General features: G+C 71.9%; 11 protein-coding genes. 6 read left to right on the forward strand and 5 right to left on the reverse strand.

All coding sequences use genetic code 11. The features are described from left to right. Positions 1-141: 141 nt before the first annotated feature. From J2S43_RS22720 to J2S43_RS22730, 3 genes are all read left to right on the forward strand, one after another. Positions 142-1,365, forward strand: a complete 1,224-nt coding sequence (locus J2S43_RS22720; RefSeq protein WP_306832358.1) for an esterase-like activity of phytase family protein — start codon at positions 142-144, stop codon at positions 1,363-1,365. Positions 1,366-4,096: 2,731 nt separating this feature from the next. Next, positions 4,097-4,564: a hypothetical protein gene (locus J2S43_RS22725; RefSeq protein WP_306832360.1), complete on the forward strand. Its 468-nt coding sequence runs from the start codon at positions 4,097-4,099 to the stop codon at positions 4,562-4,564. Positions 4,565-4,660: 96 nt separating this feature from the next. Continuing rightward, positions 4,661-5,389 carry a hypothetical protein gene (locus J2S43_RS22730; protein ID WP_306832362.1) on the forward strand — a complete coding sequence of 243 codons (729 nt, stop codon included), beginning with the start codon at positions 4,661-4,663 and terminating at the stop codon, positions 5,387-5,389. Positions 5,390-5,539: 150 nt separating this feature from the next. Here J2S43_RS22730 and J2S43_RS22735 read toward each other — a convergent pair whose 3' ends face one another. After that, positions 5,540-6,232, reverse strand: a complete 693-nt coding sequence (locus J2S43_RS22735; RefSeq protein WP_306832364.1) for a hypothetical protein — start codon at positions 6,230-6,232, stop codon at positions 5,540-5,542. 96 nt (positions 6,233-6,328) lie between these two features. Between J2S43_RS22735 and J2S43_RS22740 the strand changes: the two genes are divergently transcribed. Further along, a complete protein-coding gene (locus J2S43_RS22740) occupies positions 6,329-7,234 on the forward strand; it encodes a TAXI family TRAP transporter solute-binding subunit (RefSeq protein WP_306832366.1) in 906 nt (301 codons plus the stop codon). 51 nt (positions 7,235-7,285) lie between these two features. Here J2S43_RS22740 and J2S43_RS22745 read toward each other — a convergent pair whose 3' ends face one another. From J2S43_RS22745 to J2S43_RS22755, 3 genes are all read right to left on the reverse strand, one after another. After that, positions 7,286-8,707, reverse strand: a complete 1,422-nt coding sequence (locus J2S43_RS22745; RefSeq protein ID WP_306832368.1) for a sensor histidine kinase — start codon at positions 8,705-8,707, stop codon at positions 7,286-7,288. Between the two features lie 86 nt (positions 8,708-8,793). After that, positions 8,794-9,453 carry a response regulator transcription factor gene (locus tag J2S43_RS22750; RefSeq protein ID WP_306832370.1) on the reverse strand — a complete coding sequence of 220 codons (660 nt, stop codon included), beginning with the start codon at positions 9,451-9,453 and terminating at the stop codon, positions 8,794-8,796. Between the two features lie 48 nt (positions 9,454-9,501). Continuing rightward, complete coding sequence (locus J2S43_RS22755; RefSeq protein ID WP_306832372.1) at positions 9,502-10,446, reverse strand: GlxA family transcriptional regulator; 945 nt, start codon at positions 10,444-10,446, stop codon at positions 9,502-9,504. A gap of 61 nt (positions 10,447-10,507) precedes the next feature. On the opposite strand from J2S43_RS22755, the gene J2S43_RS22760 reads away from it, so the two are divergent. Continuing rightward, positions 10,508-11,194 carry an alpha/beta fold hydrolase gene (locus J2S43_RS22760; RefSeq protein WP_306839397.1) on the forward strand — a complete coding sequence of 229 codons (687 nt, stop codon included), beginning with the start codon at positions 10,508-10,510 and terminating at the stop codon, positions 11,192-11,194. Positions 11,195-11,379: 185 nt separating this feature from the next. Further along, positions 11,380-12,813, forward strand: a complete 1,434-nt coding sequence (locus tag J2S43_RS22765; RefSeq protein WP_306832374.1) for an alpha-amylase — start codon at positions 11,380-11,382, stop codon at positions 12,811-12,813. Between the two features lie 46 nt (positions 12,814-12,859). Here the strand turns inward: J2S43_RS22765 and J2S43_RS22770 are convergent, their stop codons facing one another. Then, on the reverse strand, positions 12,860-14,038 hold the full coding sequence (locus tag J2S43_RS22770) for a sulfotransferase family protein (protein ID WP_306832376.1): 1,179 nt from the start codon (positions 14,036-14,038) through the stop codon (positions 12,860-12,862). Positions 14,039-14,052 lie beyond the last annotated feature (14 nt).

Here is a 14,052-nt window from a genome sequence, read left to right on the forward strand (position 1 = left end):
ACGCCGTTCGCCGCGCTGGTGGATGCGACGGTGCGCCCGCGTCCCGCCGGCGCCCCTGAGCACGAGAGGTCCGGTCGATGCCCGGTGCCGGCCACCGGGATGTCGGCCGTCATTCACCGGCGGCTCCTACGTTGAGCCACCATGGGAAAGACCACGATCAACGGGTACGTCACGCGCGCCGCAGCCGGCGCCGGTGTACTCGCCCTGACTCTGGCGCTCGCGGGTGCGCCGACCCAGGCACACGGGGACCGGGTGAAGACCCCGACGCTCACCGGCTGGGCGTCGCTCCCGGCGCTCACCTTCGTGCCCGGCAGTGAGCCGGCCGGTGCCGCGCTCGGCACCGCGCCGGTCAACGGCATCGCCGCGCCCTGGGCCGACCAGCCCGTGCAGGGTTTCTCCGGCGTGCTGCGCAACGCGGACGGCACCTTCGACGTCCTCTCCGACAACGGCTTCGGCACCCAGGCGAACAGCGCCGACTTCCTGCTGCGCATCCAGCGGATCGCGCCGGTCTTCGGCACCCACGAGGTGGACGTGCTGGGCGGCGTCAACCTGACCGACCCGGACGGGCACGTCAGCTGGGACCTGGTCCGCGACGACCGGGTGCTGACCGGCGCCGACTTCGACGTCGAGTCGATCGTGCGGGACGCGGACGGCGGTTACTGGATCGGCGAGGAGTTCGGCCCGTACCTGCTGCACTTCGACCGTACCGGCAAGCTGCTCTCCGCTCCGGTCCCGCTGCCCGGCGTGGTCGCGCCGGAGACCGCGGCCCGCACCGGCACCACCGCCAACCTCGGCTCCAGCAAGGGCTTCGAGGGCCTGGCCAAGTCGCCCGACGGCCGCTACCTCTACTCGCTGCTGGAGGGCACGGTCACCGGCGACCCGGCGGCGACGCTGCGCTTCAACGAGTTCGACGTCCGCAAGGGCGCGTACACCGGCAAGCGCCTCACCTACCGCCTCGACGCCGCGAACCTGGCGATCGGCGACGCGATCTCGGTCGACGCGAACCGCTTCCTGGTGATCGAGCGCGACGGCGGCCAGGGCGCCACCGCCGTGGTCAAGAAGATCTACCTGGCCGACAAGCGCGACCGGGACCGCGACGGCATCATGGACAAGACGCTGCTGGTCGACCTGATGAACGTGGCCAACCCGAAGCGTATCGCCGGCTTCGGCACCACCTTCACGTTCCCGTTCCAGACGATCGAGGACGTGATCATCCTCGACAACGAGACGCTGGGCGTGCTGAACGACAACAACTTCCCCGGCTCCGCCGGCCGCGCCGCGGGCGTCGCCGACAACAACGAGTTCATCACCATCCGCCTCCCGAAGTCGCTGGACGCGGACAAGCGCATCCTCGCGCAGCGCTAGACATCACCTCCGAGGGGTAAAGACCCCGGCGGCACCCGGTGCCGCCGGGGTCTTTCGCACCCCCACCCACTCGGCTCGACGTGTCGGGACCCGCCGGAACCCCGGCAGCGGCGCGGCTCGCGGGCCGCCCTTTCACCCCGACGCCGAAAGGCCGACCCCAAGAGGCTTATCCAGCGCAGCGAGCCGGCGCCGCGTTGCCGCAGCTCAACGGCGTCGTCGGCGCCACGCGCTGAACAAGCCTCCGGCGCCAGGGCGAGCCGCGCCCCACCGCGGCGATCCTCTATTCCCGGAAATGTCGAACGCGCAGCGCCCGACGATCGCGCCGAGGTCCCCACCGGTCCAGAGGCTCACTTCTGCCCGAAATATCATGATAAAGAGTGCTATTCAGCGCGGTGTGCTCCGACGGCGCCGGCCTGCGGCAACGCGGCGTGAGGTCGCCGCGCTCAATAAGCCTCAAAGAGTCTTATTCAGCGCCGCCCTCGTCAGAACGCGCGGCCTGCGGCAACGCGGTGCCGGTTCACTGCGCTGAATAAGCCACAAAGAGTCTTATTCAGCGGCCGTTCCGAGGGAATGAGGCCCAATCGCGCAAGTGATCGTTTCCTCGAACGTCGGCTACATCCGAGAAGATCGAAAGCAACCTCGCGCGCCCGGAGATCATGACGACTCACCCCGCGCGTCGCCTTCCGGCTGCTTCTGGCGCAGAGATCGATCCCGCATCGCGGAAGATCGGTCCCGATAGCCGGCCGATCTTCCGCATGACGGGAAACTGCCGCCAGAATGCGGAAATGCCACGCGCACTGCGGGCGCGACGCCCGAAATATCGGGTTAAATCACCCGGTCGTCGCCCTTGAATCTGATTAGTGATACGTGGAGCACCGTATGAGTGCCTCATACGGTGCTCCACGTATCACTAATCACCTTTCGACGTTGGGGTGAGCCGCCGGCCGATCGTGATCCAGGCGTCATCGACGTCTTTCCAGCGACGTCGATGACGCCTGGATCACCAGAGAACCGCCGCCCGGTGACGCCGACACCGGAGGCTCAGTAAGCGCGGTGCCCTTACTGATCCCTCAGCATCAGGGGTTAGCGGCGTTCCGCAGCGGTAGACCGCTATAGCCTGAAATTTCGGGCGTGCAGCGCCCGGACGGCCGGCACCACTCGACTCCCGACTCTCAGTAGGCCGTCCAGTCGCCCGGCGGCCGACCGTCCGGCGCCAGATCCGGCGATCCGCCAGCGAGCCCGGCGATCCGCCAGCGAGCCCGGCGATCCGCCAGCGAGCCCGGCGATCCGGCACCGAGCCTGGCAACCCGGCGATCCGGCGGCAGACCCTCGGTGCCCAGCCGGCCCCTCCTATCCCATGCCCGAAATAACCAGGAATGCCGCGCCGGACGATCATCCACAGCGGCGGGTTGAGCCAGAAGGACGTTATTCGGCGCGGATAGCGTCGTTTCGGCTCAACCAAAGTCGACCAACCATGATCGGAACGACCGAGGCCGCTTTCGACCCTTGTCATGTCCGCCGCGCGGATCGCCACCGCCATCACTCCGACAATCAGCAGGGAAACTCCCCTTCATCACCGAAGCTGTGTCCGAAATATCATTACAAAGGTGGCGACGACGACTCCCGGAAGCAACGACGTGTCGCAAATCGTTGTTGAACGCGCCGGATAACAACGATTTGCGACACGTGACCACCTCCCGGTCCCGGCAGTACTGGAGCTTTCGGCGTCAAAGAGGCTTATTCAGCGCGGCGACCTCACACCGCGTTGCCGCAGGCCGGTGCCGTCGGGGCGCAGCGCGCTGAATAACCCTCAAAGAGGCTTATTCAGCGCAGCGAACCGGCACCGCGTTGCCGCAGGCCGCGCGGTCTGACGAGGACGGCGCTGAATAACCCTCAAAGTGAGCGACGTTCCGCAACGGCGACCTCTATAGCGTGAAATTTCGGGCGCGCAGCGCCCGGACGGCCACCACCGCTCGACCTCGAAAGATCAGTAATCACCTTCGCATGATCAATCGCGCAGTCGGGAAGCACTGTTGGGCCTTGGTGTCGGGTGAGAGACGCTCCCCGCTTGGGACGTTCGGGCCTTGCAGCATTGAGGTCATGCTCTGGAACTGGATGCTAAACGCCGACATGTCGGACGCGAGGCGCCCGGTGCCTCGCGACCACCGAGACCTCGATGCCGTAACCGCCACCAGGCGGCTCGGCGACAACAATCTGCGACGCGGGATCGGCTCCGTAGCCGCGAGCTGGCTTCGACCTCGATCGCGCGTCCAGCGCAGACCGCCGGCGCCGGGCTGCCCCGTATACCGTCGACCACCCTTGGGGTGCAGATCATCGGCAGGGCCGCCACCCACCACGAAACCGCCACCCCAGGCAAGGACGGCGCGCCAGCGACGACCCTGCCGACCGGAGACCAAAGCTGGCGGCCCTGCCCGGCTTGACCTGGAAGACGGCATACGGGGCAGCCAGGCCCACGAAACCCAACCCAGCCACCCACGAAAAGGCAGCGGGGCCGACGAACCCCAACCGCCGCAACCCACGCCCCTTCCCCCGGAGCCCGAGACCCGCCGGAGGCGCCCTCAACGCCACCAACAAGGCTCAACGCCACCAATAAACCGAAATATCGGCGTGGAGCGCCCGACACACCACAGCGCCGCGACGCCGGAGGCCGGAATACGGTTTCGGTCGGGGGCTGGTCTTCCCAGCCCCTGGACTCCGGCATGATCGGCGCGTGACGGTCTACGGGCGGAAGTGGAACTTCCGGCGGCATGAGCCGGTCTATCCGATCTCCGCCTCGGCCGCCGCCGCCCGGGACGCGCGCGGTGATCATTACGCGGTCGCGCTGCCGGGGGCGGACCATCCCGGCGCGGTCATCGAGGTCTCCTGGCGGCAGGACCATGCCGGGGTCTGGTTCCTCGACGAGCACGGGCGGCAGACGCTGCTCTACGAGTTCCGCCGGGCCGGTGACCGCCTGTTCCTGCACTCGATGACGCAGTGGGACTATGCCGGCGGCGACAGCGCGACCCGCGTGAGTGAGCAGCGGTTCCGCGAGGACGGCCAGGTCCGCCGGATCGTCACGGACGACGACGCGCCGGAGCACGTCACGGAGGACGAGTGGGACGCGGACGTCTCCGGTCACTGGGAGCCGGTCCCGGTGTTCGGCGACTGGGCCTCCCTCGCCCGGCGGGACCGCGGCTGACCGTCCCTCCGGGTGGACTTCCGGCGTTCTCGCCTCTCTGCGCTGGTCATGGTGCCAGTCTGGCCCCGGCACAGTCCACGCGAACGGGGATCGATCATGGATCGCAGGAGTCTTCTGACCGGAGTGGCCGCGGCCGGTCTGGTGATCGGGCTGCCCGGCCCGGCATCGGCCGCGCCGAGCCGGCCGACGCTGGAGTACGGCCATGAGGGCGGCTTCGTGCCGTCCGGATGGAATGAGCTGCGGGCGCCCGCGCTGGTGATCTACCGGGACGGCACCGCGATCGCGGACGCCGCCCGCCGATGGCGGCTGCGCGACGCCGACCGGCTGGTCCGCCAGGCCGTCGCGGTGGTCCGCGATCCGGTGAACGGCAAGCTCATGCTCGGCCCGGACGACCCGCAGATCGCGGACGCGCCGCACACCTATTTCGCCGCCGGTGGCCGGCGCCTCAGCGCCTACGCGCTGGAGACCTACCGCGAGTACGGCGGCTATCCGGCCGTGACCTACGCGCTCTACGACACCCTGGAGAAGACCGCCGCCCGGGTACGCATGCGCGGTGACCACTACCACCCGGACTCGATCAAGCTGGTCGCGACCTCGCTGGACAGCGCGGAGGGCGAGATCCGTCCCTGGCCGAAGGGCGTGGCCACGCCGTTGTTCGACAGGGAGGACCGGCAGTCCGTCCATCACCGCTACGGCGCCGACGCCCGCGCCGCGGTGCGCGGTCTCCCCCGCGACAACCCGGCCGACTGGCGCGTCTACCTCCTCCCGACCGGCCGCCTGGTGACCGCGTCCTGGCGCCGGCTGCTCCCGCACGAGCGCGGCTGATCCACCGGCGGACGCGCCACCGGTTCGCTTGTCCGCATGAGTCCTCTGGAGGTGGTGGCCGCGCACGCCGCACAAGGCGAGCACGCCGCACGAGGCGAGCACGCCGCACGAGGCGAGCACGCCGCACAAGGCGCCGGGGTGAGCGCGCGGTCAGGCGGCCGCCAGCCGGGCTGCCGGGCGGTCGTGCCGCGGGCTCAGGGAGGGCCGGCGGACCGCGCGGGTGGTGCCGGGGAGTTCGTAACTGACCAGCGAGGACGTCGCCTGCTCCGGGACCGCGATCACGAAGCAGCCGGACCGCTTGCTGACGCTGCTGGTCACGCCGCCCAGGCGGGCCGCGCGGACCAGGACCGCGACCATGTCCGGCTCGGCGATGCCGATGCGCAACTGGCTGTGCCGCGGGCGGAGCCGGCCGACCAGCACGCCGGCGTTCCAGGCGGCGCGGGCGAGCACGACGCGGTGCGCGGCCTGCGGAGACGTGGAGCCGAGCGGGTCGGTGGCGAGCAGCCGCTGCCGGCCGCGCTGCCAGGAGGTGACCATCATCCGGTCCGCCGCGGCGCGGTCCGGCTCGGCGATCGTCACCTGCTGCACCGCGTACCGGCGCACGCCGCCGCCGTCGCGCTCCGCGCTGCGGGCGTGGTATCCGAGCGCGGCGAGCAGCATGGTCAGGCGTTCCGCCGCCTCCTCCCGGTCGAACTCGGCCACGGCGTCGCCCTGCGGCGCGGCGACCCGGTGCACGTCGGCGAGCCGGGGCCGGCGCGTCTCGGCCGGCCGGACGGGGCGCGCGCAGCGGATCAGGCAGGCCGCTTCGAACGCCGTCACGAAGGTGCTGGTGAGGAAACTCATGGTGGTCCTCCTCCTTCCGTTGAAGAACACGGTGTCGGAGGCCGGCCGTTCATAGGGCGTTCACGACCGGGATTTGTGCCAAACTTGTGCGAACTCATGAACGCTCCCGGCACACCCGTGAACGCGCTCCCCCGCCGTGCCGTGCTGGCCGGCCTGGCCGCGCTGCTCGGCGGCGCCTCCTGCTCCAGTCGCGCGCCGGCCGCGCGCCGGATCCGGGTCGCGGCCGGCGCCGACGACATCGGGCGCGAGCTGGCCGCGCTGATCGACCGGGAGTTGCCCGGCATCGGGGTCTCCGTGGTGACCACCACGGCGTCGGCGGCCGCGGTCGCGCTGGTCGAGCGCGGCGAGACCGAGATCGGGTTCGCGCAGGCCGGCGTGCTGGCGCCGGAGTCGCCGGTGACCGCGCTGGCCCGCGTCTACGACGACCTGCTGCACCTGGTCGTGCAGGCGGACAGTCCGATCACCACGGTGGCGGACCTGCGCGGCCGGCGCGTGTCGGTCGGCGCGCCCGGGTCGGGCACCGCGGTCGCGGCGGGCCGGCTGCTGGCCGCGGCCCGGATGCCGCGCGACGCCTACGACCGTCGGGAGCTCGGCCTCGACGACGCGACGGGCGCGCTGGCCCGCGGGGAGTTGGACGCGTTCTTCTTCGCGGGCGGGCTGCCGGTCGCCGGGCTGCGCCGGCTCAGCGACACGCTCCGGATCCGGCTGCTGGACCTGTCCGGTTGGGCCGGCACGCTGGGCAGCACGGTGTGGAACGTGCCGGGCTCGGCCTACCGCACGCCGCCGGCCGCCACGATCGCGGATCCGACTCTGCTGGTCGCGTCCGCCGCGATGCCGGAGGACCTGGCCTACGACGTCACGCGGTTACTGCTGGAGCACCGCGACGCGCTGGCCGCGGCGTACCCCGCGATCGAAGCTCTTGATCTTCGCTCCGCGATCGCGACGATGCCGCTGCCGCTGCACCCCGGCGCGGCCCGCTACTACCGCTCCGTCAAGCCATGACGGCCCGTGATCAGGGCGTCCCCCACGTGGTCAGAACGACATGGGGCGCCCTCACGTCGTTCCAGCGACTTCGGGGACGCCCTGATCACGGGTGAGGGGCGGGGTGCCGGAGCGCCACCAGAGGCGGGCCACGAGGCCGCCGGTGGTGGCGGGGGCGAGCGTGAGGTGGCCGCCGGAGGCAGCGACCAGCGCGGTGACGATCGGCAGGCCGAGGCCGGCGCCGTCGACGTTCTGCGCGTCGGGTGCGCGCCAGAAGCGTTCGGTCGCCCGCCGGCACTGGTCGAGGGTCATGCCCGGCCCGGTGTCCCGCACGCTCACCTCGACACCGCCGTCGCGCGGCTCCACGGTCACCTCGACCGTGCCGCCGGCCGGCGTGAACTTGAGCGCGTTGTCGATCAGCGCGTCCAGCGACTGGTCGAGCGCGGTCGCGGCCTGCCGCACGTGACACGGCCAGTCCGGCACGGTGACGCGCAGCGTGACGCCCCGGTGCGCGATCAGCGGCAGCCACGCGCGTTCCCGCCGCCGGACCGCCTCGACCGCGTCGACCGTCTCGGTGGGGTGCTCGCCGCGCTCGGCACGGGCCAGCGCGAGCAGGCCGTCGAGCATCTCCGCGAACCGGTCGGTCTCCTCCAGCGCGAACCGGTGGTCCTCCCGGGCGTCGTCGTCGGCCAGCGCCGTGCCCAGGCTCTCCACCCGCAGCCGGAGCACGGTGAGCGGGTTGCGCAGCTGGTGGCTGGCGTGCGCGACGAACGACCGCTGGCGTTCCAGCGACTCCGCGACCGCGTCGGCCATCTCGTTGAAGCTGGCCGAGAGCCGGCGCAGTTCCGGCGGCCCGGAGCCGGGATGCACGCGGGCGCCGCCGTCCCCGGCCGCGATCTCGTGGGTGACCTCGTCCAGCCGGGTCACCGGGCGCAGCACCCAGCCGGCCAGCCGGAGCGCGGCCAGCACGCAGATCGCGACCGCGACCGCGCCGAGCAGGCCGAGTTGCAGCCAGGCGAGCAGGATCGCGCCGCGGTTGCCGCCGGTCGGCGAGACCGTGACGATCGCGCCGAGCACGGCGCCGCCGTCGTCGACCGGCACGGCCACCACCAGCGGGCGGGACTCCCACGGCCAGAGCGTGCCCGGGGTGCCGACCACCCGGCCGGCCAGGGCGCCGCGGACTGCCGCGGCCGCGTGCTCGGCGGTGAGCGGGTCGCCGCCGAAGCCGATCCAGGGCCGCCGGTCCAGGTCGACGAAGGTGGCGCCGATGCCGTACAGCTCGTGGTAGCGGCCCAGCTCGTCGAGGAGCGAGGCGAACTCGCCGCTGCGAACCGCGGGCACCGCGAGCGAGGCGAGCCGGGTGGTGTCGGCGATCCGGTCGGAGAGCACACGCTCGGTCTCCCGCCCGGTCAGCGAGACGGCCAGCGGGATCTCCAGGGCCAGCAGGACCAGGAAGAGCAGCAGCACGTAGGTGGTCACCAGTCGCCTGCGCACCGCACCTCCCGCCCGCTGCCGGCCACCCAGTGCCGGCCACCCAGTGCCGGCCGACCGCTGCCGACCGCCCCGTGTCGACCGCCCGGTCAGTCGACGCAGAGACGGTATCCCACGCCGCGGACGTTCTGCACGAGGTCGGCGCGGCCGAGCTTGGCCCGCAGCGAGCCCACGTGCACCTGCAGCGTGTGCTTGCCGGACCAGGTGGTCTGCCACACGTCGAGCAGCAGCCGCTCGCCGCTGAGCACCACGCCGGGCTGCCGGGCCAGCGAGGCCAGGATGTCGAACTCCTTGCGGGTCAGCGTGACCGCGCGGCCGTCGACCTGCACGGTCCGCGCCGCGTAGTCGATGCGCAGCGGCCCGACCTCCACGGTCTCGGCCGCGGACCGGCGCGTGCGCGTGGTGCGGCGCAGCAGTGCCTCGATCCGGGCCTGCAACTCGGCCATGGAGAACGGCTTCACCACGTAGTCGTCCGCGCCCATCCGCAGCCCGACCACCCGGTCGCGCTCCTCGCCGCGCGCGGTGACCGCGATGATGCACAGGTCCGGGTCGCGGGCGCGCAGCGCGCGGCACACGTCGACGCCGTCCCCGTCGGGCAGGTTCAGGTCGAGCAGCACCAGGTCACAGGGGGCGGCGGAGAGCGCGGCGGCGACGGTCGCGGCGTGCTCGATCCGGTAACCGCCGCGCTGCAGCATCGAGATCATCGCCGCGGCGACCCGGAAGTCGTCCTCCACCAGCAGAATCCGCATGCGTTCTCAGCCCGTCACCCTCGATCCGCGTCACATCAGCCCCTGAAGCTAGCGCCCGGTTGTTACGGCGGCGTACCGCCGCTGATATTCCGTCGGCGTCAGGCCCAGCTCCCGGCGCATGACGACGCGCAGGTGGGACGCGGTGCCGAGGCCGCTGCGCCGGGCGACGACCTCGATGCGGGTCTCGCCGCGCTCCAGCAGACGGCACGCGATCAGCAGCCGGCCACGGGTGAGCCAGGCCAGCGGCGTCACGCCGACCTGCGCGGCGAACCGGCGGTGCAGCGTGGCGACGCTGATGCCGGCCGCGGCGGCCAGCTCGGCCACGCCGACCGGCTCGTGCAGGCGGGACTGCGCCCAGGTCAGCAGCGGGGTCACGGACTCGTCGCGGATCGCCGGCAGTGCACGGTCGACGGACTGGGACTGGAAGCCGTCGCGGTGCACCGGGAACGCGAGCCGCTTCGCCACGGCACAGCAGACCTCGGCGCCGTGGTCGGTGCGGATCACGTGCAGGCCGAGGTCGAGCGCGGCCGCGCTGCCGGCCGCGGTGAGCACGTCACCGTCGTCGACGAACAGCGGGTCGGCTTCCACCCGTACCCCCGGGAAACGTTCTTGAAGGGTGTGGGCCAGCTCCCGGTGCGTGGTGGCGCGGCGGCCGTCCAGCACACCGGCCGCGGCCAGCGTGAACACGCCGCCGCCGAACGCGATCATCCGGGCGCCACGGGCGTGCGCGGCGCGCAGCGCGGACGTGACCGGCTCGGCGGAGACCGTGGTCAGCGGGCGGTCCGGGATCACGACGGTGCCGGCGCCGGACAGTGTGTCGAGTCCACCGGCGGCCGGGGCCAGCAGGCCGCCACGCATCTCGACGCCGGCCGCGGGGGCGCAGATCGTCACGTCGTAGTGCGGCGGGCCGAGCATCTCGGTGATCGCGCCGACCTCGAACGCGCTGGCCTGCTCCTCGACCAGCACGGCGACCTGCGACAAACGGATCGTCATCTGCGATTCATAGCACTGTCCGGCGCCGGGAGCGAAAGCCAAGATCGTCTGCGTGACTCAGATGAACTATGTGCTGATCCCCGGCGCCTGGCACGGCGCGTGGGTGTGGCAGCCGGTCGCCCGCCGACTGCGTGAGGCCGGCCACCGCGCGCTGCCGCTGACCATGCCGGGCGTGGACGGCGATCCCTCCGGCGTGACGCTGGCGGACGCGGTCGCTTTCACCGCGGACACGATCACCCGGCTCGGCCTGCGCGACGTGGTGCTGGTCGCGCACAGCTGGGGCGGCTACCCGGCGACCGGTGCGGCGCTGCGGGTGCCGGACCGGGTCGCGGAGGTGGTCTACGTCAGCGCGGTCGTGCCGCGGGCCGGGGTGTCCCAGGCGGACGAGCTGGCGCCGGAGATGGGCGCGTTCGTGCGCGGGATGATCCAGTCCGGCGGGACCGTGCCGATCGACCTCGGCTCGGTGCAGTCCGTGCTGCTGCCGGGCGAGCCGGAGCCGGTGCAGCGTCTGGTCGCGGAGCTGCTGGTGCCGCACCCGGGCGCGTACTTCCTGGACTCGCTGGACGAGGCCGTGCTGCCGGTGCCGGCCCGCTACGTGCTGGCCGAGGACGACATCGCGCTGGCCCGGCCGGGCGCGGAGTTCGCCGCCCGGCTCGGCGTCGAGCCGATCCTGGTGCCGGGCGGCCACGAGACGCTGATCACGCACCCGGACGAGGTGGCCGCCGCGATCCTCAAGACCGCCGGGTGAACATCCGTGATCCAGGCGTCATTCACGTCGTTCCAACGACTGCAACGACGCCTGGATCACCGGCCGGCCGCGGCCCGGCCACGACTCCGTCCACTCTGGATCGATGATTCCCGATGTCGAGATGGGTTTCGGCTGCGCCTATGCTCCCGAAGACCCGAACCAGCAAACCCAATCGGGGGTACGACGTGAGCACTGTCCGTAAACGCCGCCGGCTCTCCGCCGCGATAGCCGCTGCCGTCCTCGTGGCCGGTGGCGGCGCGTTCGCGATCGGGTCGGTCGCGACCGGGCCGGACGCGAACGCGGCGCCGCCCGGCGACCGGGACGTCACCGCCGTGATGTTCGAGTGGCGGTTCGACTCGATCGCGCGCGAGTGCACCGACCGCCTCGGCCCGGCCGGGTACGGCTTCGTCCAGGTCAGCCCGCCGCAGGAGCACATCCAGGGCGAGGCGTGGTGGACGTCGTACCAGCCGGTGAGCTACCGCATCGCCGGCCGGCTGGGCGACCGCGCGCAGTTCAAGGCCATGATCGACACCTGCCACGCGGCCGGCGTGAAGGTGATCGCCGACTCGGTGATCAACCACATGAGCGCGAACGGCAGCGGCATCGGGACCGGCGGCACGGTCTTCTCGAAGTACACCTACCCCGGGACCTACCAGGACTGGGACTTCCACACCTGCCGTACGAAGATCAATGACTACACCAACCGCGGCAACGTGCAGGACTGCGAGCTGGAGAACCTCTCCGACCTGCACACCGGCACGGACTACGTGCGCGGGCGGATCGCCGCCTACCTCGACGACCTGGCCTCGCTCGGCGTCGACGGCTACCGGATCGACGCGGCCAAGCACATGGCCGCGGTGGACCTCGCCGCGATCAAGGCCAAGATGGCGAACCCGGGCGCGTACTGGAAGCAGGAGGCGATCATCGGTGGCGGCGAGGCGGTCTCCCCGGCTGAATACCTCGGCACCGGCGACGTGCAGGAGTTCCGGTACGCCCGCGACCTCAAGCGCGTGTTCCAGAGCGAGCACCTGGCCTACCTGAAGAACTTCGGCGAGGGCTGGGGTTACCTGGAGTCCGGCCGGTCCGCGGTGTTCGTCGACAACCACGACACCGAGCGGGTCGGCGACACGCTCAACTACAAGAGCGGCGCGGACTACACGCTGGCGAACGTGTTCATGCTGGCCTGGCCGTACGGCTCGCCGGACGTCAACTCCGGCTACGAGTGGAGCAACAGGGACGCGGGCCCGCCGAACGGCGGCACCGTCAACGCCTGCTGGGCGGACGGGTGGAAGTGCCAGCACGCGTGGCCGCAGATCGAGAACATGGTCGGCTTCCGCAACGCGGCCGGCGACACCGCGGTCACGAACTGGTGGGACAACGGCGGCGACCAGGTCGCGTTCGGCCGCGGCGACCGGGCCTACGTGGCGATCAACCACGAGGCGGCCGCGCTGACCCGCACGTTCCAGACCGCACTGCCCGCGGGTACGTACTGCGACGTCCAGCACGGCGAGCGCACCGCGGGCGGCGGCTGCACCGGCACGGCGTACACGGTCGACTCGTCCGGCCGCTTCACCGCGACCGTCCCGAGCCAGGACGCGATCGCGCTCTACCGCGCGTAACGGTGCCCGTGGGTCGAGGCGTGCTCACGCCCCGACCCACGGACCGTCAACCGGCCAGGCTCGTACCGGCGAAGGCTGCGCGGACCTTCTCCTCGTCCAGGCCGTAGCGCTCCAGCGTGTAGCGGTGCGTGCCGGGGGCGCGGCGGCGGTCCCGGCCGGCGAACGCGGTGAGCGCGTCCCGGTCCGCCGCGGTCAGCGGAGCGCCGGCCCGCTCCCAGATCGCGGCCGCGGTGCCGGCCGGGTCGGCGACCAGGTCGTCGTAGTCGACGTCGACCATGTGCGCGCCGGTGGCCGCCCGGACGGTGCCGGCCCGGTCCGCGGCCCGGGTCCAGTAGTCCAGCCAGGTGCGGCCGATCTCGGCGAGGTCGACGCGGTGGTTGTGCATGCGCAGCGTGGCCTCGCAGAAGCTGCACCAGGACGCGAGCGCGACCGCGGGGTCACGCCGGGTCGTGACGATCACCGCGTCCGGGAAGGCGGTCAGCAGCGCGTCGAGGTGGCCGAGGTGGCAGGGCGACTTGAGCACCCACCGCGGCGTCTCGTCCCGTTGCAGCACCTGGAGCTGCTGCCGGAGGTAGGCGTAGTCGGGCGTGAAGTCGTGCGCGTCGTACCAGTCGCGGTAGCCGGGCATCGGCACCCGGGTCAGGTGGACGCCGTTGTGCGGCAGCAGGAACACGCACTCCTCCGGCTCGGTCGCGGCGAGCGGATGGATGGTGCGCATCGCGGGCATCATCGCGTAGTAGAGCCCGGCCAGCATCCGGGCCGAGAACCGGCGGCCGGCCGCCTCGGCGCCACGCGCGGCCGGGTGCAGCAGTTCCCAGAACATCGGAGCCCGTGCGCCGGTACGGTGCCCGAGCAGGCCGTGCAGCAGCGACGTCCCGGTGCGCGGCAGTCCGGTGACGAAGACCGGGCGCGGCACCGGCGCCGCCGCGATCTCCGGCCGGGTCCGGAGCACCTCGCGCACGCGCCGGCGGTTCGCCAGGCGGCGGCCGACCTCCATGCGCATCGCGATCCGGCCCATCGGCGTCAGGTCCGCGGCCTGGATGTGCTCGTGGAGCACGCGCAGGCCGTCCAGGAAGGCGGCGTCCTCGTCGGTGGTGCGCAGGCCGGCGGCGCGCTGTAGCACCGGGAACCGGGACGAGGCCCGCAGAACCGGATCGGCGAGGCCGAGCACCGCGTTCGCGGGGCCGACCCAGCGGGCGAGACGCGGACCTGCTGTTTCCGTCATGTCGCTTTTATCCT

Origin of the sequence: Catenuloplanes nepalensis (assembly GCF_030811575.1) — a bacterium.
In the GTDB taxonomy this organism is placed as follows: Bacteria; Actinomycetota; Actinomycetes; order Mycobacteriales; family Micromonosporaceae; genus Catenuloplanes; species Catenuloplanes nepalensis.

Bases quoted from the DNA above. Each gene is read 5' to 3' on its own strand.
- J2S43_RS22730 (WP_306832362.1), top strand. From the start codon at position 4,661: ATGGATCGCAGGAGTCTTCTGACCGGAGTGGCCGCGGCCGGTCTGGTG.
- J2S43_RS22750 (WP_306832370.1), bottom strand. From the start codon at position 9,453: ATGCGGATTCTGCTGGTGGAGGACGACTTCCGGGTCGCCGCGGCGATG.
- J2S43_RS22735 (WP_306832364.1), bottom strand. From the start codon at position 6,232: ATGAGTTTCCTCACCAGCACCTTCGTGACGGCGTTCGAAGCGGCCTGC.
- J2S43_RS22770 (WP_306832376.1), bottom strand. From the start codon at position 14,038: ATGACGGAAACAGCAGGTCCGCGTCTCGCCCGCTGGGTCGGCCCCGCG.
- J2S43_RS22740 (WP_306832366.1), top strand. From the start codon at position 6,329: ATGAACGCTCCCGGCACACCCGTGAACGCGCTCCCCCGCCGTGCCGTG.
- J2S43_RS22720 (WP_306832358.1), top strand. From the start codon at position 142: ATGGGAAAGACCACGATCAACGGGTACGTCACGCGCGCCGCAGCCGGC.
- J2S43_RS22755 (WP_306832372.1), bottom strand. From the start codon at position 10,446: ATGACGATCCGTTTGTCGCAGGTCGCCGTGCTGGTCGAGGAGCAGGCC.
- J2S43_RS22760 (WP_306839397.1), top strand. From the start codon at position 10,508: ATGAACTATGTGCTGATCCCCGGCGCCTGGCACGGCGCGTGGGTGTGG.